The 20,178-nt window shown below is 34.7% G+C and carries 19 protein-coding genes; 12 read left to right on the forward strand and 7 right to left on the reverse strand.

The window, feature by feature from the left end:
- Positions 1-11: 11 nt before the first annotated feature.
- A complete protein-coding gene (locus DNU06_RS10610; RefSeq protein WP_111063314.1) occupies positions 12-518 on the reverse strand; it encodes a hypothetical protein in 507 nt (168 codons plus the stop codon).
- 110 nt (positions 519-628) lie between these two features.
- Between DNU06_RS10610 and DNU06_RS10615 the strand changes: the two genes are divergently transcribed.
- The 7 genes from DNU06_RS10615 (at position 629) to DNU06_RS10645 (ending at position 8,066) form a co-directional block, all read left to right on the forward strand.
- A complete protein-coding gene (locus DNU06_RS10615) occupies positions 629-1,390 on the forward strand; it encodes an alpha/beta fold hydrolase (RefSeq protein ID WP_111063315.1) in 762 nt (253 codons plus the stop codon).
- An 81-nt stretch (positions 1,391-1,471) separates the two neighbouring features.
- The gene (locus DNU06_RS10620; RefSeq protein WP_111063316.1) at positions 1,472-2,470 is read left to right on the forward strand and encodes a Gfo/Idh/MocA family protein; all 999 of its coding nucleotides are present in this window, start codon (positions 1,472-1,474) and stop codon (positions 2,468-2,470) included.
- Positions 2,471-2,502: 32 nt separating this feature from the next.
- Positions 2,503-3,366, forward strand: coding sequence for a hypothetical protein (locus DNU06_RS10625; protein ID WP_111063317.1), 864 nt, complete (start codon positions 2,503-2,505; stop codon positions 3,364-3,366).
- A 7-nt stretch (positions 3,367-3,373) separates the two neighbouring features.
- Complete coding sequence (locus DNU06_RS10630; RefSeq protein WP_111063318.1) at positions 3,374-4,768, forward strand: sugar transferase; 1,395 nt, start codon at positions 3,374-3,376, stop codon at positions 4,766-4,768.
- An 86-nt stretch (positions 4,769-4,854) separates the two neighbouring features.
- A complete protein-coding gene (locus tag DNU06_RS10635; protein WP_199399020.1) occupies positions 4,855-5,784 on the forward strand; it encodes an ABC transporter ATP-binding protein in 930 nt (309 codons plus the stop codon).
- Positions 5,732-7,102 carry an ABC transporter permease gene (locus tag DNU06_RS10640; protein ID WP_111063320.1) on the forward strand — a complete coding sequence of 457 codons (1,371 nt, stop codon included), beginning with the start codon at positions 5,732-5,734 and terminating at the stop codon, positions 7,100-7,102. Before DNU06_RS10635 ends, DNU06_RS10640 begins: the two co-directional genes overlap by 53 nt.
- 46 nt (positions 7,103-7,148) lie before the next feature.
- Positions 7,149-8,066: a Ppx/GppA phosphatase family protein gene (locus DNU06_RS10645; protein WP_111063321.1), complete on the forward strand. Its 918-nt coding sequence runs from the start codon at positions 7,149-7,151 to the stop codon at positions 8,064-8,066.
- Here DNU06_RS10645 and DNU06_RS10650 read toward each other — a convergent pair.
- Positions 8,059-8,664, reverse strand: coding sequence for an RNA polymerase sigma factor (locus DNU06_RS10650; RefSeq protein WP_111063322.1), 606 nt, complete (start codon positions 8,662-8,664; stop codon positions 8,059-8,061). The genes DNU06_RS10645 and DNU06_RS10650 overlap by 8 nt on opposite strands.
- The gene (locus DNU06_RS10655; protein WP_111063323.1) at positions 8,658-9,791 is read right to left on the reverse strand and encodes a glycosyltransferase; all 1,134 of its coding nucleotides are present in this window, start codon (positions 9,789-9,791) and stop codon (positions 8,658-8,660) included. Before DNU06_RS10655 ends, DNU06_RS10650 begins: the two co-directional genes overlap by 7 nt.
- Positions 9,792-9,863: 72 nt before the next feature.
- On the opposite strand from DNU06_RS10655, the gene tgt reads away from it, so the two are divergent.
- Genes tgt through DNU06_RS10675 form a run of 4 tightly spaced genes read left to right on the forward strand, consistent with a single transcriptional unit; the run spans position 9,864 to position 14,434 of the window.
- Entirely contained in the window at positions 9,864-10,994 is a 1,131-nt protein-coding gene (tgt, locus tag DNU06_RS10660) for a tRNA guanosine(34) transglycosylase Tgt (RefSeq protein ID WP_111063324.1), read from the forward strand.
- A gap of 2 nt (positions 10,995-10,996) precedes the next feature.
- Entirely contained in the window at positions 10,997-11,335 is a 339-nt protein-coding gene (locus DNU06_RS10665; protein ID WP_146239215.1) for a hypothetical protein, read from the forward strand.
- Positions 11,335-12,804, forward strand: coding sequence for a hypothetical protein (locus DNU06_RS10670; protein WP_111063326.1), 1,470 nt, complete (start codon positions 11,335-11,337; stop codon positions 12,802-12,804). The genes DNU06_RS10665 and DNU06_RS10670 overlap by 1 nt, the downstream gene beginning before the upstream one ends.
- Positions 12,791-14,434, forward strand: a complete 1,644-nt coding sequence (locus tag DNU06_RS10675; RefSeq protein WP_111063327.1) for an amidohydrolase — start codon at positions 12,791-12,793, stop codon at positions 14,432-14,434. The genes DNU06_RS10670 and DNU06_RS10675 overlap by 14 nt, the downstream gene beginning before the upstream one ends.
- A gap of 309 nt (positions 14,435-14,743) precedes the next feature.
- Here DNU06_RS10675 and DNU06_RS10680 read toward each other — a convergent pair whose 3' ends face one another.
- Genes DNU06_RS10680 through DNU06_RS10690 form a run of 3 tightly spaced genes read right to left on the reverse strand, consistent with a single transcriptional unit; the run spans position 14,744 to position 17,901 of the window.
- The gene (locus DNU06_RS10680; RefSeq protein ID WP_111063328.1) at positions 14,744-15,727 is read right to left on the reverse strand and encodes a PorP/SprF family type IX secretion system membrane protein; all 984 of its coding nucleotides are present in this window, start codon (positions 15,725-15,727) and stop codon (positions 14,744-14,746) included.
- A gap of 5 nt (positions 15,728-15,732) precedes the next feature.
- On the reverse strand, positions 15,733-17,379 hold the full coding sequence (locus DNU06_RS10685) for a PorP/SprF family type IX secretion system membrane protein (protein WP_111063329.1): 1,647 nt from the start codon (positions 17,377-17,379) through the stop codon (positions 15,733-15,735).
- Positions 17,380-17,400: 21 nt separating this feature from the next.
- Entirely contained in the window at positions 17,401-17,901 is a 501-nt protein-coding gene (locus DNU06_RS10690; protein WP_158526876.1) for an RNA polymerase sigma factor, read from the reverse strand.
- Positions 17,902-18,069: 168 nt separating this feature from the next.
- Between DNU06_RS10690 and DNU06_RS10695 the strand changes: the two genes are divergently transcribed.
- Positions 18,070-19,836 (forward strand): AMP-dependent synthetase/ligase, encoded by a 1,767-nt coding sequence (locus DNU06_RS10695; protein ID WP_111063331.1) that lies wholly within the window; start codon positions 18,070-18,072, stop codon positions 19,834-19,836.
- On the opposite strand, the gene DNU06_RS10700 is transcribed toward DNU06_RS10695, so the two are convergent.
- Positions 19,833-20,156, reverse strand: a complete 324-nt coding sequence (locus DNU06_RS10700; RefSeq protein WP_233503009.1) for a hypothetical protein — start codon at positions 20,154-20,156, stop codon at positions 19,833-19,835. The two genes, DNU06_RS10695 and DNU06_RS10700, sit on opposite strands and share 4 nt — an antisense overlap.
- Between the last annotated feature and the right edge of the window lie 22 nt (positions 20,157-20,178).

Here is a 20,178-nt window from a genome sequence, read left to right on the forward strand (position 1 = left end):
CTTTGTTTTTTTTAGTTTGCTGTATATGTGTATTCTTTAATTAAGCTAGCACCATCATAAATAGTAGCATTTTTATCACTTAATGTATAAATTTTAGTTTGTGCTGGATTGTTTGATGGGTCAAATTGTGCTTGACTTGCATCAAAATCACTGAATCTAATCTCTACATTAATTTGCTCAGAATACGTTGGTAAACCTGTAAAGGTAAATGATCCATTATCGCCAACTACAGCAGTGAATTTTTTTAATTCATAATTAAAACTGTTGTCTGGATTCTTTTGCAAATCATAAGTATCAATAATGGCTGTTAATTTTGTACCTGAAGGTGCAAATTCATTATCGTAACCTGAAATAAATACACCTGCTGCAGTGGTATCATTCCCTAAATCAAGAGGTGCATAAAGCGTTCCTGTTATTGTTGCTGAACCTGGCTCTGCAGGTGTAGCTGTTTCTGTTTTTTTACAGCTCATCATTACTAAAGATGCAAGTGCAAAAATTGTTAGTACTTTTGTTTTCATGAATTTAAGTTTTAAAAGTTTTATCCTCCTTTACGGGATTTAATAAAATTAGGTTACAAAATTAATTTTTTTTTCTTGCTAACCAAACCGTATCTATATATTTGTAATATATGAAATTGAATTATAAAAAACTAGGAGAAGCTGGCCCTCCTCTTCTAATTCTGCATGGTTTATTTGGCTCATTAGACAATTGGCAAACCATGGGTAAAAAATTGGCAGAAAACTTTCAAGTTTATTTAGTCGATCAAAGAAATCATGGCCATTCTCCACATAGTATTGAATTTAATTACGACTTAATGGTGGAAGACTTAGCTGAATTGGTAAATGATTTAGGTCTGAAGGATATCAATCTAATTGGACATTCCATGGGCGGAAAAACAGCTATCGGTTTTGCTGCAGAACATGAAGACTTGATTCGGAAACTAATTGTAATAGATATTTCTCATAAACAATACCCAAGGCACCACGATCAAATTCTCAAAGGCATTAATAGCTTAGATTTGTCTGAAATAAAAACCCGTGGACAAGCAAGTGAAGTCATGTCGGAATATATTCAAGATCCCAGTGTACGTCAATTTTTATTGAAAAACTTGTATTGGGTGGAAAAAGGTAAACTCGATTGGAGAATGAATGTGCCGGTATTAACCCATCAAATCGATAAAATAATTGAAGAAGTATATTTTGGAACCATAGATACACCAACTCTTTTTATTCGTGGGGCACTATCCAATTATATACTAGCATCTGATGCTGCAGAAATACACCGCAAATTTACCCATGCTGAAATTTACACCATCCAAAATGCAGGGCATTGGGTTCATGCGGAAGCACCAGACGAACTATACCATAAAATTATTACGTTTTTAAATTAAATAACTCATATTAATATTAAATAAAGTTAATATTATTGGGATTAGTCCCTTTGTAAATTAAATTTGTAAAAAAACAACTGCATGCTCAAAATAGGCCTTTTTGGTGTCGGACATCTAGGAAAAATCCACGCAAGATTAATTAATGAATTAGCAACAACATATAAATTTGTTGGTTTTTTTGACCCCAATGAAGAAAATGCCGCTTTTGTAGCTAAAGAATATAACTTAAAAAGATTTGATACAGTCAACGCTTTAATTGATGCGGTAGATTGTATTGATATTGTAACACCTACCCTTTCCCACTTCGAAATTGCTAAAACGGCCATTGAAAAAGGGGTGCATGTTTTTGTGGAAAAACCAATCACCAATAATGTAGAGGATGCCGCTTTACTAACTGAATTAACTGACAAACACCAAGTAACGGTTCAAGTTGGACATGTGGAAAGATTTAATCCCGCTTTTACAAATGCCAGTACTTTTTTTAATAGTCCACGATTTATTGAAACGCACCGCTTGGCACAATATAACCCAAGAGGTACGGATGTGCCTGTGGTGTTAGACTTAATGATTCACGATATTGATATTGTTTTAAGTGTAGTGAAATCTCCTGTTCGTCGCATATCTGCTTCTGGGGTGGCTGTAGTAAGTGAAACGCCTGATATTACAAATGCACGAATTGAATTTGAAAATGGCTGTGTTGCTAACCTGACAGCTTCTCGAATTTCTATGAAAAATATGCGCAAATCTAGGTTTTTTCAAAAAGACGCCTATATTTCTGTCGATTTTTTAAATAAGAAAACAGAAATTGTTAAACTGACTACCCTAAAGGAAGAAGCGGATCCATTTGATATAGTTTTAGACATGGCGGATGGCACCACCAAAAAGAAAATTGAAATATTTTCACCAAAAGTAGACGAAATTAACGCCATTAAAGAGGAGTTAAGCGCTTTTGCTAATGCCATTGAAAATAAAACAATTCCAGTGGTAACCATTTCAGATGGATTTCAAGCCCTTAAAGTAGCTCATTTAATCATGCAAGATGTTGACGTAAATTTAAATCGAATTCAAGAAAATAATTAATCGAAATTACCGTTAAACACAAAATCTATTGCATGAAAATATTTTACCTTGCCTGTTTATTAACCTTATTTACTGCTTGCCAACCCGATTTAACACCATCTTGGTTGGTGATTGATGACTTTACTTTTACAACTAATGTCACCGTAGAAGGTGAAAACTCCGAAGAAATAGTAGATGCTTGGGTCTATTTAGATGGGAAATCTATGGGAACATGGGAAATTCCATTAAAAATGCCAATACTGGAAGAAGGAGAACATGAACTCCAAGTTTTTGCTGGAATTAAAGATAATGGAGAAGGAGATACCCGTGTTAATTATGAGTTTTATACTTCCTACTCTACCACAATCCAACTAAAAAAAGAAGAAATTACGGCAGTGAAACCTGAGTTTAAATACAAATCTGGCTTGTCTTTTGCAGGTAAGGAAGACTTTGAAGATACCGGAAATATATTCGGCCTTTTCTCTAGTGACGATTCAACCAAAATTGTTAGTATCTCCAAAAATGACTATCCTAATATTGTAAAATATGGTAACAATTGTGGGATGATTAAATTATCCAATATAGATACCAGCTTTACCATTATTACAGCACAAAGTTTTTTAATTAAACAAACGGAAGTTTATTTGGAATTAGACTACCTTTCTACAAACTCCTTTACCATTGGTATTTTAGATGCTACCGCAGATGGTACAGAATCCATCAATTCTCCCCATGTAGGTCTTTACGCAACGGATTCAAATAATTTTGAATGGAAACATGCTTATTTCCCACTTACTTACTGGACTAACGTAAATACTTTAGCAACTTATTACGAACTTTATTTATATGGTTCTATAGATGATAATAACACGGAAGGTGTAATCTATCTAGATAATATAAGAATTGTATCTTATTAAATCCAGTATGAATAAACGAAAACAAACCATACTTTTTATTGTATGCGATTTAGTCGCAGCACTAATTATATGGACCTTATTTTTTGTTTATCGCGACATTTATATTGAATACGATACCGTTGTTTTTAATAACCGATTCTTCTTAGGCCTTATTGTTGTACCTAGTTTTTTTATGCTTTTCTATGCCATGCAAGGCACTTACAGAAACGTTTTACGCTTGTATAGAATACGTGTTTTAAAAGACACCCTCATCTCCTCCGTTATTGTTACCATCATGGTGTTTTTTGTACTGTTGATTGATGATGAAATCTATAACTATAACCAATACTATAAATTACTTTTTGTGCTTTTCGCACTCCACTTTAGCTTAACTTTAATCCCGCGTTTACTAATTATTACCCCTCAAGTAAAGAAAATTCATGCCGGTAAATTTGGCTTTAATACCCTGATTATTGGCGGTAGTCAAAAAGCTGTTGAAGTGATAGATGAGTTGAAAAAATTACAACAAAGCTCTGGACACCATTTAAAAGGCTATGTGAACATTAATGGTAACGACTTTAAATTAAGTGAACACTTGCCTTTTTTAGGACATATTGATGACATTCATCAAATTCTTAAAAATGAAAAATTCGAAGAAGTAATTATTGCCCTGGAAAGTTCTGACCACCAAAAATTACAAAGTATCTTTATTCAATTGGCCACTTACGATTTGAAAATTAATATCATCCCCGATTCTTACGATATATTAGCTGGTCAAGTGAAAATGAACAGTATTTATGGCGCTCTACTTCTTGAAGTAAACCTACTCCCAATGCCCGACTGGCAGTATGCGACCAAAAGATTCATTGATTTATTTATCGCTACTTTTGCCCTAATTATATTATCCCCCCTTTTACTCCTTTTAGCCATCTTAGTTAAAACATCTTCTAAAGGTCCCGTATTTTTTACCCAAGAAAGAATTGGTTTAAACGGTAAACCTTTTCAAATTGTGAAATACCGAACCATGGTGCTGAATTCTGAAGAAAATGGACCCCAGCTATCCAGCTCTAACGATAGTAGAATTACTAACCTTGGTAAAATATTAAGAAAAACCAGATTAGATGAGTTTCCTCAATTTTGGAATGTACTTAAAGGGGACATGTCTATCGTTGGTCCAAGACCTGAACGACAATTCTATATCGATAAAATTATTCAGGAAGATCCGCAATATATTTATCTTCATAAAGTACGACCAGGAATTACTTCTTGGGGTCAGGTTAAATTTGGCTATGCTGAAAATGTTGATGAAATGCTGCAAAGAATGAAATATGATTTATTATACATTCGAAACATGTCTTTGGCACTCGATTTAAAAATTATGTTTTATACCATGGCAATCATTATTAAAGCTAAAGGTAAATAAAACCTTCTACCTGCATTTTAACACCACTAAACTGCTTTAAATTTTCCAGAACTATTATCTTTAAACATTAAATTTTATTTATGGAAATGCTCCGCATTGAAAACATTGTTAAACAATACGCAAACCACAAGGCCTTAGATGATGTGTCTTTAAGTACTCAAAAAGGTGAAATATTTGGACTTTTAGGTCCAAATGGTGCCGGAAAAACCAGTTTAATCAGAATCATTAATCAAATCACTGCGCCTGATTCAGGTAACGTACTGATAGAAGGTAAACCCATTCAAAGAGAAGATATCACCAAAATAGGATACCTTCCTGAAGAAAGAGGCTTGTATAAAAAAATGAAAGTAGGCGAACAAGCTCTTTATTTTGCAAGACTTAAAGGCATGTCGAAAAACGAAGCAAAAGTTAAACTTAAAGAATGGTTTGAAAGGTTTGAAATTGCAGCATGGTATGACAAAAAAATTGAAGAATTATCAAAAGGGATGGCGCAAAAAATTCAATTCATATCTACCGTTTTACATAACCCACCCCTCTTAATTTTAGATGAACCTTTTAGTGGTTTTGACCCTATTAATACCGAGCTTGTTAAAGCTGAAATACTGCGCTTAAAAGCAAATGGCACCTCTATCATGCTTTCAACGCATAACATGAACAGTGTGGAGGAAATTTGCGACTCTATTGTATTGTTAAACAAATCTAAAGTGGTATTAAATGGTTCTTTAAGCGCTGTTAAAAATCAATTTAGAAGTAATATTTATGAAGTGAAATTTAAAGGGGTGATGATGGCATTTGCCAATGCCCTTTGGGCCGGATTTAATTTGGTAGACAGTACTCAAATTGATGACAATACTGCCATTGCTCACGTACAACTAAAAAATAATAATTCAGTGAATGACTTATTAAAAGCTATTCTGCCCGCTGTTGAAATTATTTCTATTCAAGAAATTGAACCTACCATGAATGACATTTTTATTAAAGCAATACAACAAACAAAAGGAGGTAACCATGAGTAATTTAAAATTGATTATTGGGCGGGAATACAATACCCGTGTTCGAAAAAAATCTTTCTTAGCAACTACCATCCTTATTCCTATTGTTTTTATTGGATTTATGTTTGGCGTAATGTACTTAGGTCTCGAAGATGAAAAACAAGTCAAGGTTTTAGTAGCCGATCCTGGTGGCTGGTGTGGCACAAAAATATTTCAAGAAGATCCTTTAAATACTCCTGCGCAGTTTTATTTCTATGAAAACTATATCGACAGTGCAGCACAATTTTTAAATGATCCCAAATTTGAAGAATACGATATATTAATTAGCCTAAACGAAAAGGTGCCCCAAAACAGAAGGGTGGTAGCTTACTATAAAAAAAATCCAAGCTTAAAGATTAAAAGCTACATTGAAAATAGAATCGAAGCTAGAATTAGGGAATATTTTGCATTGAAAAAAACGGATTTAACGCTGCAACAGTATAACTTAATCCAACTCCCTTTTGATTTTAAATTTTTGGATGCACTAGACCCCGAAGGAAAAGACGACAGCGCTAGAAGAGCCACTGTAGGATTTGGATTCGCTATTCTTATTTACTTTTTTATCTTCTTTTATTCTAACCAAGTAATGCGTGGCGTTATTGAAGAAAAAACTAACCGTGTGGTGGAAATCATTATCTCTTCGGTAAAACCTTTTCACTTAATGCTCGGTAAAATTACAGGTATTGGCCTCGTTGGTTTAACCCAATTTATGATTTGGGTCGTAATGTCGGGTATTGGCCTATTTTTACTACGTATTTTTGTATTTCCCGACATGGTAGATCCAGCCAATTGGGATGCCGCAGCAATGGAAAATGGAGAAATAGTAAACCAAGGTATTGCGCAATCTAACGATTTTGTCAATTTTATCTATTTCGATATCAACTGGTTTGTAATGATCTCTTTCTTTTTAATTTACTTTATCGGTGGCTTCTTAATCTATTCTGGCATTTTTGCCATGATTGGTGCCATGGTGGACTCCGAAACAGATACCCAACAATTGGTACTACCCGTAACTATGCCTTTAATTTTAGCCTATCTGGTAGCTTCCTTGATGTTGACCAACCCCGAAAGTGTTATCGGAACCTGGTTTTCTGTCATCCCCCTCACCTCACCTATTGTTATGGTAGTAAAAGTGGCCATAGGAACCGTTTCTCCTTTTATCTTAATCGTTTCCATTGTTTTATTAATCCTCACTTTTATTGCCACCACCTGGATGGCTGCTAAAATTTACCGAACAGGAATACTCATGTATGGTAAAAAAGCTAGCTGGAGAGAAGTGCTCAAATGGTTAAAATATAAGTAGTAGTATCCAATTTCTCGATTTTTTTTCGTAATTTGTAGTGGACCTAATGATGAAAAATCGAATTGCTATTATTGACATTGGAACAAATACGTTCAATTTATTGGTTGTCGACCGGTCTGAAAATTCCTTTGAAATTGTATTTAAAGAACGTGTAGGTGTTGGCTTAGGTAATAATGGTATCAATGATGCTAAAATAGTCGCCAATGCCTTTGATAGAGGTATAAAAACGTTAGAAAGTTTTAAAGACAAGTGCCTGCAATTAAATGTGGCATATATTCACGCATTTGGTACTTCCGCCCTTCGAAACGCGACGAATAAAAATTCCTTTTTAACGGAAGTGATTGCCAAAACAGGTATCCATATTCAAGTAATTTCTGGTGCTGAAGAAGCACACTACATCTATAAAGGCGTAAAACTAGGATACGATTTTACACACCCTGGCTTAATTATGGACATTGGCGGTGGCAGTACAGAATTTATCTTTGCCAACCAACATGGTGTTCAACATAAAAAAAGCTTTGAAATTGGCGTGTCTAGAATGTACCAGTATTTCGACAAACCCAAAGCGCTAAACGAAAGTATCGTTAAAAATATTGAAGGCTATCTGGCTAAAATCACCAATGATTTTTTTAAAGACAAGCAGACCGCTGTTTTTATTGGTTCATCCGGCTCTTTTAAAACCTTTTACGAACTGTATGCGAATAAACAGTATCCTAGAAATGAATATGTGGAAATTGAAGTGCCAATCCTAATCCAATCCCTTAACGAAATTATCTATTCTACTAAAAAAGAAAGAGAGGAGAATAGCTTTATTATTCCTATTCGAAAAAAAATGATCAATATCGCTGCCTTAAAAACCAGATGGGTGCTTCAAAAATTAGCCGTTGAAAAATTTATCGTATCGCCATACTCCCTGAAAGAAGGGGCCATTTTTATAGAAGAAAAAAAATATGCGCCTAAATAGCGTCCTTCGTTTTCTCCATTAAATCTGCCAAAAATGCACGTGCCCTAAATAGTTGCGCCTTTACTGTACCCAATGGTAAATCCATGTCTGCCGCAATTTCTTCGTAAGATAATTCTAAAAAATACCGCTTCTCAATCAACTCTCTATAACGTGGCTTTAATGTCTGCACAATGTTACGCATGTGTTTAACCTTTTCCGCATGAATTGCCACCTCTTCTGGGTCACGCTCACTACTTTCAACATCTATTACAATGGCTTCTCCATCACTATTCGTAAATCCTGTCTCCATGGAGGTTACCTTGATTCTTTTCTTCCGAATAAAATCTATGGCATTGTTTGAAGCAATTTTAAAAAGCCAAGTACTAAAAGCAAAACTTGGAGAATATTGGTGTAAACGATTGAATGCCTTACCAAAGGCTTCTATGGTCAAGTCTTCCGCATCCTCATCTTTACTTACCATTTTTAGCATCATATAATATATCGATTCTCGGTATTTTTCCATTAATTCAGCATATGCAGGCTGTGAACCATTCAAAGCCTTTTCTACCAATGCTAAATCTTTTTTTCCTTTTTCCGATAAATTATTTTCTTTTACCATGCCTTTTTATTTTTTTCTGACTTTGCATAATAAATGAATGGCGTGATGATTAAATGAACCATTTCAAATAATGGAAAAACCAAAATTAAGTCTTTCATTTTTAAACGTTTCATCAATAAACCATTGATTATCCAATACAAAGCATATCTTAACACCAACAAGCCTCCAATAAAAAAGTACCAGTCTGTATTAAAGCATAAAATAAAGAAAGAAAACCACATGAAATAGAAGGTGCTAGGGAATATTCCTAAGTACAACTTGTTAATAAGTTTATATTCCGTAGCTGTTGTGTAATGTCGCTGCTTTTGTGCTAACCACGATTTCCAATCTTTTTTTGGCTCAGAATATACAAATGCATTATTTGTAATATTTATAATGGTATTTTTAGCATTAGCAGCATCTCGCATAAATAAATCATCATCCCCTGATGGAATGTGGTAGTGACTTTTAAAACCATCCTTTGCTAAAAAAAGGTCTTTCGAATAAGCCATATTTCGACCTACCCCCATATACGGCATTCTGTTTTTTGCCGCACTTAAATAGGTAATGGCAATGGAAACTGTATCGAATCGAATTAATTTATTGAGCAATCCTTTGTGCTTATACATTGGACCATAGCCAATCACAATTTGCTTGGTAGAGGAATAAGATGCCGCCATTTCTCTTAACCAATCTTTAGAATTCGGCTTGCAATCCGCATCCGTTAATAATATAAAATCGTGTTTGGCTCCTTTTATTCCTACCGTTAACGGTATTTTTTTACCGAATTTTCGGTGCTTATTTTTTTCTAAGGCTATTAACCTCAAATTTGGAAAGTCTTTTTGATAGGCTTTGATAATATGCCCCGAATCATCTACACTTTGATCATTCACCACTATTACCTCAAAATCAGGATAATTCTGTTGTAAAATAAATGGCAGGTATTTATATAGATTATCTTCCTCATTTCTAGCACAAATAATAACTGAAATTGGGGGCAAAAAGGTGCTGCTATCGGTTTTGTTCTTATGAAATAATAGCCTTAAATTAAACAGTAATAAAAATAATATTTGTAACCCAACAGACAGACAAAATGCCAGTAATAGGATACCTATAAAATCAAATTCAAATGGTGGTAAAATTTTCATAATTAAAATTCAAACAAATGTGTCACTTTTTGTATTACCCTTATCTTTGTCTTTTAAATACTTTTCCACAAAATGAATTTTAAACTCGAATCAACCGACCCGAAGTCAAAAGCAAGAACAGGAACATTAACCACGGCGCATGGTGAAATAAAAACACCAATATTTATGCCCGTTGGTACCGCTGGAACAGTAAAGGGCTTGCACCAACATGAACTGAAAAATGATGTAAAAGCCCAAATTATACTCGGGAATACTTACCACCTTTACTTAAGACCGGGAATTGAAACCCTAGAAAAAGCTGGTGGTTTACATAAATTCATGAACTGGGATATGCCCATCTTAACCGATTCTGGTGGATACCAAGTCTATTCTTTGTCCGGTACCAGAAAAATTAATGAAAATGGGGTGAAATTTCAATCTCATATTGATGGAAGTTCTCATTTGTTTACCCCTGAATACGCCATGGATATCCAAAGGTCGATTGGTGCAGACTTAATTATGGCTTTTGATGAGTGTACCCCATACCCTTGTGAATATAATTATGCAAGACGTTCTATGCACATGACGCATAGATGGTTAAAAAGATGTGTTGATCGATTTGATAGCACAACGCCTTTATATGGTTACGACCAAACTTTATTACCCATTATTCAAGGTAGTGTATACAAAGACCTGCGAAAAGAGTCGGCTGAAACAATTGCTAGTTTTGATTTACCCGCTAATGCTATTGGTGGCCTTTCTGTAGGGGAACCTGATGAAGACCTTTATGAAATGACTGATTTGGTTTGCGATTATTTACCAAAGGAAAAACCACGCTATTTAATGGGCGTAGGTACACCAATTAATCTTTTAGAATGTATTGCGCTGGGTATTGATATGTTCGACTGTGTTCTACCAACTAGAAATGCTAGACATGGTACCATTTACACTCAAAATGGCATCATGAACGTCAAAAACTTAAAATGGAAAGATGACTTTACTTGCTTGGATGAAAACGGTACCTCTTATGTGGATAGTACTTATTCTAAATCTTATGTGCGCCACCTTTTTACCGTAAACGAAGCATTAGGAAAACAAATTACTAGTATACACAATTTGGCTTTTTACTTGTGGCTTGTTGGTGAAGCTAGAACACAAATTGAAGCAGGCACTTTTACCGACTGGAAGAATAAAATGGTGGTTCAACTCGCTCAAAAATTATAACTATGAAATTATTATTTACCTGCCTGTTTTGTGGTTTGATGAGTCTTTCTTTTGGACAATTAAAAGGAGAAATTGCAACGGATAAAAGACCGCTTTTACAGCCTTTTGATTTTGAAATTGTTGGTAGTAAAAATGCCATATTAGTATTTAATATCACGGTAAATGAAAAAGGAGATGTAGTAACTTGTGAATTAGATAAAATGGCAACTACTGGCTACTCTACCCCAAATATGGTAAAAGGAAAAAATAAAATTAAGGCAGAATTGAAATTTGTTGCCGATACCATGTATCCGCAATTCCACCGAGGCACAGTTACCATCACAGTGCAAAAAGCAGATTGATGACTGGGTTAAGTTTAATTCTTATCTTAAGCTTAACAACCTTTTTTGCCTACCAATTAGGTAAAAAAACTACACTTGCCCCCGCCCTTTATATGGGGACATACGCTTTAAAACTATTGGTGGGCGCTGGCTACATTTGGCTATTTACCCACTACTTTGCAGATGGTCTTTTGTTTGGAGACTCTCAAAGTTTTATGATGGATAGTTGGCAATTGAATCAATTAGCAAAACATGATTTTAGTGCATTTATTCAATTAATTTTTGGATGGATTGATGGTCAGGATGAACGGGTTATAGAATTTATGCAACATACCCACATTTGGGACTACAGTCAGAATAATGAAGTAATCAATGACAACCGATTAATTCTTAAAGTAAATGCTTTTATCCATTTTTTTTCTGACAGAAACCCATATATCCACGCCATTTGCTTTAGCTTTTTATCTTTTATTGGACTGCATTTAATCTACCAAGCTTTTCAAAACTTTATCTCCCATAAAAAATTATTCTGGCTCGCCATTATCTGCTTTCCAAATCTCTGCTTTTGGAGCAGCGGTCTGCTAAAAGAAAGCTTGTTGATTCTTAGCTTAGGTCTTTTCTTTTATTACCTGTTCAAAATCATCTCCTTCCCTAAAAAATTCTTTCTTTGGATTCCATTTTTAATTAGCATTTTTATGTTAGCCTTTAACAAACCTTATACCGGCGTGACAGTAATGGTATTTACCGGTTTTTATCTGCTAGGCGCTAAGTTGAATTGGCAAATTAAAGAACTAAAAATAAGCATGCTTTCGGTATTATTAATCGGAATGGCGGTGGTTTTTATACCTGGGAAACTCAATATCACCAAAAAGTTATCCATCAAACAAATGGATTTAAATAACATGGGAAAAGGTGGCATTACTTTTATCAACGATTCCGCTTTCTGTGTTTTCCCTTACCAACAACTCGAAAACTTTAAAATCATTGATAAGCAAAGTATAATAGTTGAAAAAGCCACAAAAGGTAGCTACAAGTTATTTGGAACCGACGAATATAAAAATTTTACAATGGCTAAAAATAGCAGCCAATACCCCATTTACTTGATTTATCCACCTTCTAATAGTTATGTTGCGCAAACTTTAATTCAATTCTCTCCCCTGCAACTGCTTAAAAATATTCCCATGGCACTCACCAATACTTTGATACGCCCCTTCCCTACAGATGGCGGAAATGACTTAAAATACTTGAGCTTTTTATCCAATTTATTACTGATTTATTTCCTATTATTTAGTATTCGTCGACGTAAAAAACTACAAAATCAAGAAAAATATTTGCTCTTTTTACTGCTTGGCGCCGCCATTTCCATCTTACTCATTATCGGTCTTTCCGTACCTATATTTGGTGCTATTGTCCGCTATAAAATTCCAGCTGAATTATTTTTAATTATCAGTGGATTCCTATTATTAAAACCTTCCTATGAAAAATTATAAACTAACTGTCCTTTTTGTATTACCCTTACTTTTGCTTGGTTGTTACCAACCCGATAAAGCAGACATGATCATCCACAATGCAAAAATTTATACTTGTGATGAATCATTCTCTATTCAACAAGCTATTGCCATTAAAGATGGTAAAATTTTGCAAGTAGGACCAAATAGAGAAATTCTAAATGGCTACGATTGTAGTAACATAATAGACGGGGCATTGAGACCTATTTACCCAGGGTTTTATGACGCCCACTGTCATTTTTGGGGATACGCTAACACGTTGAGAGAGGTGGATCTAAACGGTACGAAATCTTTTAATGAAGTTATTTCTAGAATTATAGCCTTTCAAAAATCAAACCCAACTGCCTGGATTACTGGTCGGGGCTGGGACCAAAACTTATGGGACGACAAATCTTTTCCAACCAACGACAGTTTAAATAAACGCTTTCCCAATACTCCCCTATTAATCCGAAGAGTAGACGGACATGCAGCTTTGGCCAATCAAAAGGCTTTAGAACTTGCCAAAATAGATGCTAATACGCAAGTAGAAGGAGGAGAAATTTTAATGGAAAACCAAAAACTTACAGGCTTATTGATCGACAACGCGGTAACTTTGGTGGTAGATAAAATCCCAACCGTAAATGCTACTGAAAAATTAAAATATTTACAAATAGCCCAAACAAAATTATTTGAACAAGGACTTACTTCCATTAATGATGCCGGTGTAACTGCAGCAGAACGTATACAATTTATCCAATGGTACCAAAATGGCGATTTAAAAATAAAAGATTATATGATGCTATTTCCAACACCAGAAAATTTGGAATATGCATTGAAACACGGTAGTTATGATAGCTTGGGACTTCACATCAATAGCTTTAAGCTAATTGCTGATGGCGCATTAGGTTCGCGAGGTGCTTGCTTATTAAATCCTTATTCCGATAAGCACAATCACTTTGGTAGTCTGCTAAAAAACGAGGAAAGCATGTCGAAAATTGCCGAAATTGCAAAAAATATTAATTTTCAACTCAATACACATTGTATTGGCGATTCCGCTAATAGAACCTTATTGAAAATATACCAGCAAACTATTGGGCAGGAATTAGACCACCGCTGGAAAATTGAACATGCCCAAATAATAGACAGTGTAGACATGGCGTTCTTCCAATATTTAGGGGTTATCCCTTCTGTTCAACCAACCCATTACACATCCGATAAAGACTGGATTGAAACAAGACTAGGGAAAGATAGGTTAAAGGGAGCTTATGCATACAACACTTTATTCAATCAGGCTGGTTTAATTGTATTAGGGACCGATTTTCCGATAGAAAACATTTCTGTGCTCGAAACGTTTTACGCTGCGGTAACCAGAAGAAAAAAAGATGAACCTGTAAATATTAACGAACCTAAGGACAAAGAGTGTTTGAGTAGAAGAGCTGCATTAATGGGGATCACTTATTGGCCTGCGTTTTCTAATTTTGAAGAAGACAAAAAAGGCAGTCTAGCTACCGGAAAAGATGCCGATTTTGTAATACTTACCAAAGACATTATGGAGGTGCCAGAAGATGAAATTTTAAAAACTTTTATCTTCCAAACTTATTTAAATGGCGAAGTGGTTTACAACGCAGAATAATAACTTACTTAGCCTTCTCGCCCCATATACTTTCGGCTTATTGACTGGTACATATTCCTTGCCTTTATGTGGATACACAATAGACAAAATAAATCTCTATGGCGTCATTTCTGTTGGCATACATAAAGTAATTTAAAATGAACCTGGTCTAGCAACAGCTATGTTTAACCATTCTTCTTTACACATTTCGCATAGGTAGAAAAAAAAAAGAGATTTGCTCTCTATAAAAGCAAATCTCTTTTCTAAACCAAAACAAAGAATTCCATTGGTTAAAATGGAATCATTAAAGGGAACCACCCCTTCAATTTTTTAAAAGGATGGACATGAAATAGTACGAAACTTTTTAATTGGTTTCTTACAATTAAAGTTCAATCCAACAGATAATTCATGTGAACCGCCACTTGCATTCGACAAAGTAGAAGTTGTAATATCATAACTATAGCCAAATCTAAATGCACCAGTATCTACACCAATAGATAATATAAATGCATCCCCTTGTCTAATCCAAGCACCTGCCGTAAAAGCAGAATATTTTACATATACTCCTAAATTTAACTGGTTAAACTCCCCTTGACGGGTGTATATAATATTTGGAGATAAGGTAATGTCTTCTGCATATTTAGAGTTCTTAGCCAAATCAATGGTTGCTCCCATATGCCCTGTAAAAAAAATTGGTAATTCTGAACTACCTGCAATTACAGATTCATTTGGCGTATTTAAATGCTTTGCACTCGCACCAGCATAAAAGTTTTTTGAAAAGGCAACGACACCTGCACTTACATCAAAAAACCCCTTGGTTCCCCAGCCATTATCAAATACTCTTCCACTTGGTAAATCACCAGTTTGGTAAATAAATCCTTTTCTTGGATCAATCATATCTCCAAAAGTTAACTTATTCCAATCCACAAATTTTTGATTCCATCCCGCTTGGGCACCGAATAAAAAAGTGTACTTTTTAGAAGCTTGCAAATGATATGAATAGGCTAAATTCAAGGAATTCCAATTGATGGTATTTTGTCCAGCCATGTCATTCATCATAGAAATTGCAATACCACCATGCAATACATTTACATATTGATCATAGGATACCGTATTGGTCACGAAAGCACCAGGTATAGAAGGCCATTGATTTCTATAATTGAAATTCACACGTGGACAACCATTTGTACCAGCCATTGCTGGATTCAAATAAATAGGATTTGCGTAAAATTGTGAAAACACTGGATCTTGCCCAAAGCTAAACCCTGCTACTCCTAAACATAAAATGAATAATCTTTTTTTCAGTCGTGTCATACTTTTTATCTAATAGTCTTATTTTTAGTGTTAAATCGAATACCCAAATTATGCGATACAAAATTACCTGCTAGTAATTCAGAATCCACATTATCCAATTGGTAATTCAACCTAAACGTCTTAAACTTTAACCCTACTGAACCTGCGTATTCTTTATTGGAAGAATACGAAGCTCCAATCGTTAACCAATTAAATTGTGCAGTTGCTCCTGCCCAAAACTCCTCTTTTTGTCCATGTTGGTAATAAGTTACAAACGGACTCAATGTTGTTTTTCTATCTTTTGATTGGTAATCAAAACCAATCACTCCTGTGTAGAGTACTGTACTGTTCAATCTTAAGTCGGCATCCGAGACATATATGCTCTCGTCATGCCCATATAAATTATCCGCAAAACCACCCAAATAAAACCATTTTGTATTTAAGACAAATCCTAAACCATAATCCTTAAACCATAAATCGTTACTTGTTTTAATGGTAGAAAATTCAGATTTTGCTTTTAAAACCCGACCTCTATCTAATTCAATTAACGAATTCGGTCCTATTTTATCCGTGTTTTTATGCATTCTTCCCATACTTAATTTTAAAGCAGGTTCAAATACAATATTTTTGCCGAGAACAAATTTAGGAGAATAATAGAAATTAGCAACTATATTTTGAAATCCTCCATAATTATAATCTTGATAGGTGATACTTCCGCCCACTCCTCCTTGTATTCCGCTAGCATAAGAATCAAAATAAAGTGTGCTTAATTGACTTTGGTTGGATTGGCCCATCCACTGATTTCTATAATCAGTGCCAATTCTAAAATTACCCGAACTCCCTGTAAATCCAGGATTAAAGTTCAATAAATTTTTATTAGGAATGATAATTTCTGGATCTCTTAAATTTACAAGCGCAATTGGGTAACCCGATACTTTATCTATTTTTCTTACAAGTGACCTTAATTTATACTGCCATGATTTTGATTTTCTTTCCTTAAACCCCTCTTTCGTAATGCGCTGTTCAAATTTAGGGTTATGTGCATATGCGCCTTGATGGGAAACATTATTCCCGTTTAATTTTGAAACTTCATCACGCAATACTTTTTTTCCGTTTTTACCTACTGCATACTCACTGCCGTAAGCGGTATTATTCCAAGTATCTTCTCCGTCATTAATTCCTGTTACATTTTTACTTGCCGTATTGCTATTTTCTTTTTTAAGGGAACCAAGCAATGTGCTTACTCCTTGTCGGGACGAATTCACCGAGGTTATTGGACTTAAAGCCTCTTCTTGGGCATTAGCATTATTATCCCCTGTATTTGCCCCTAGGTAAGATTCACCCGTGTGGGCACGAAGAGAATAAATAGGTGTATTAATTTTTGAAAATGGGTTGGAGAAAAATTGAATACTAGCGCCTGAAAGCAACAATAATAGTAATAACGCCGCCCATTTACCATATTTTTGAAAAACAGATTGGGTTTGCAACAATTGCTCCATTCCTGCGTATTCGAATGTCTCCTTTGGAATTTGGGCATGACGCCATGCTTCCACATCCTCAAAATACTCAGGATTGTGTAACATGTATTTTTGGAAATAATCTAATTCTTCGGCAGACAAATTGCCTTCCTTATAATTAAACATCCATTTATCAAAATTTCCAGGAATTTGCATTTACCCTTTCTTCTTTTTTATTTAAGCATGCTTTACTTCTAGCATGTTTAAGTTTTTTAATCGTTTCTTCATTTTGTTTCTAGCCCTGAATAAGTAAACCTTCACTTGAGATTCAGATAATTCTAAAATCTCCCCTATCTCCTTATAATCGTAACCCTCAAGGTCACGCAATAAAATGATAGATTTTTGAACTGGCGGTAAAATCTCTAAAGAGTGATTTATAATTTCCTTCAATTCAAATTGATGTATTTGACATACTTGTGTATCATCCGAACTCACTTCATCTACATAAGAGATGCGGTTCCTTCTTTTAATATAATTTAGCATGGTGTTATGGGCAGTGGTAAAAAGCCATGACTTTGATTTTTCAAAATCTACCTTTTTACGGTTGTTCCACAACTTTTCAAAAACATCTTGCACAATATCATCCGCATCAGGTTTTGATTGCAGATACTTAACGCAGTATCCAAACAATCGTCCCGACAAAGTTTTAACAATGGTATTGTACTCTTTTCTGTTCAAGTTATACTTTTTCAGCACCTACATTATCTAAAACAATTTGAAACATCAAAAAGTTACAGGGTGCGGTTATTATTTTATAAATATAATAATTTCCTAAGGTTAAGTAAACATTATCGTGGAATTATTCTTATTTTTAATTAACTTCACAAGCATTAAGATTACAACATTATGGAAAAAATTACTCGTCTTTTCGAAATCCCTTATTATCAATTAAAACAATACCCGCAAGACATTGCTTTTAGTGATAAAGTAAATGATGAATGGAAAACAATCACCACCCAACAATATATTGACCGTGCCAACGAAGTAAGTCGTGGTTTAATTGAACTAGGTATCCAAGCTGGTGATAAAATAGCAATCATTTCAAATAACCGCTCTGAATGGCATATATGTGACATAGCAATCCAACAGGTTGGTGCTATTGGTGTTCCTGTTTACCCAACCATATCTAAAGAAGATTATAAGTTTATATTTAATAATGCCGAAATAAAAATTTGTATTGTCGCTAACCAAGAACTCTTTGGCAAAGTAGAAGCCATTCAATCGGAAGTGGCTTCCCTTCAAAGTATTTATGCTTTCGAAAATGTAGCTGGCGCTATCGACTTTAAAGATTTAATGAAGCCTGCCGACCCAGTACTAGACGCTGCACTAGAAAAAAGAAAAAATGCCATTAAATCTGACGATTTAGTGACCCTAATCTATACTTCTGGTACCACGGGAAACCCAAAAGGGGTTATGCTTACGCATGCGAACATCATTGCCAATGTATATGGTAGTATTCCTAGAATTCCTGTGGGAAAACAACATACCGCTGTGAGTTTTTTACCGGTTTGCCATGTGTATGAAAGAATGATCCTTTACCTCTACCAAATATTAGGTATATCTGTTTATTTTGCTGAATCAATGGAAACTTTAAGTGATGATTTAAAGGATGTAAAACCACACGTATTCACTGCTGTACCAAGACTTTTAGAAAAAGTATACGATAAAATCATATTAAAAGGAGATGATTTAACTGGAATCAAAAGAAAACTATTTTTCTGGGCTGTAGAATTAGGCAACGAATTTGAACTCTCTGGTAAATCTGCATTCTATACTTTTAAATTAAAAATAGCCCGAAAACTAATTTTTAGTAAATGGCAAGAAGCCCTAGGTGGTAGAGTGATTGTTATCCCTTGTGGATCAGCCGCTCTTCAACCACGTTTAGCTAGAATCTTTTATGCCGCTGGAATTCCTGTACTAGAAGGTTATGGTCTTACCGAGACCTCTCCCGTAATTAGTGTCAATTACATTGGTGAAAATAACTTAATGTTTGGTACCACTGGTAAACCTTTACACAACGTAGAAGTGAAAATAGCCGAAGATGGCGAAATACTTGCTAAAGGACCAAATGTGATGCAAGGCTATTATAAAAATCCTGAAAAAACTGCCGAAGAATTTACTGCTGATGGCTGGTTTAAAACCGGAGATATCGGTCAATTAGAACCTGGTGGCTTTTTAAAGATTACAGACCGTAAAAAAGAAATGTTTAAAACTTCTGGTGGAAAATATATCGCCCCTCAAGTCATGGAAAACAAATTTAAAGAATCAAGGTTTATTGAACAAATCATGGTGATTGGTGAAGGTAAAAAACATCCTGCTGCCTTAATCGTTCCTTCATTTGACTTTATAGTGGATTGGTGTAAAAGAAAACAAATTAAGTGCGAAGGTACTTTTGAAGCCATTGTTGCAAACGAAAAAGTTATTGAAAGAATACAAAGAGAGGTAGACCATTACAACGAAGGATTTGGGAACTGGGAACAGATTAAGAAATTTAAATTGGTAAACAACGAGTGGACAGTCGAATCGGGTGAACTAACACCTACCATGAAACCAAAAAGAAAAGTAGTGAAAGCTAAATATGAAAACTTAATCAATGAAATATACAATGCCTAAGGCACTAAATATTGCTTAATAATATGGAATTCCTCAGGGGTTAAATTATATTTTTTCCCCTTTGGCATTCGCTTTTTTTCTATTACCTGATCCCTTATCTGTTGCGCAAAAAGATCTAAATTTTCTGCTGTAAAAATCTCTGGACGCTTCTTTTGAATATGACAGGGGTTACATTTCATTTTAAGTATAGTCAAGTACCTATTTCTAGTCGAATCTTGTGCTTTTACAAACAACTTATCAAAGCTATTTACTGCAACAGGGACTTGCATACCAAAACCTACTGAACCCAATAATAAAAAATATATGATCGTTTTTTGCACCACACAAAACTAAAACAATCTC

Origin of the sequence: Putridiphycobacter roseus, from assembly GCF_003234935.1 — a bacterium.
GTDB lineage: Bacteria > Bacteroidota > Bacteroidia > Flavobacteriales_D > Crocinitomicaceae > Putridiphycobacter > Putridiphycobacter roseus.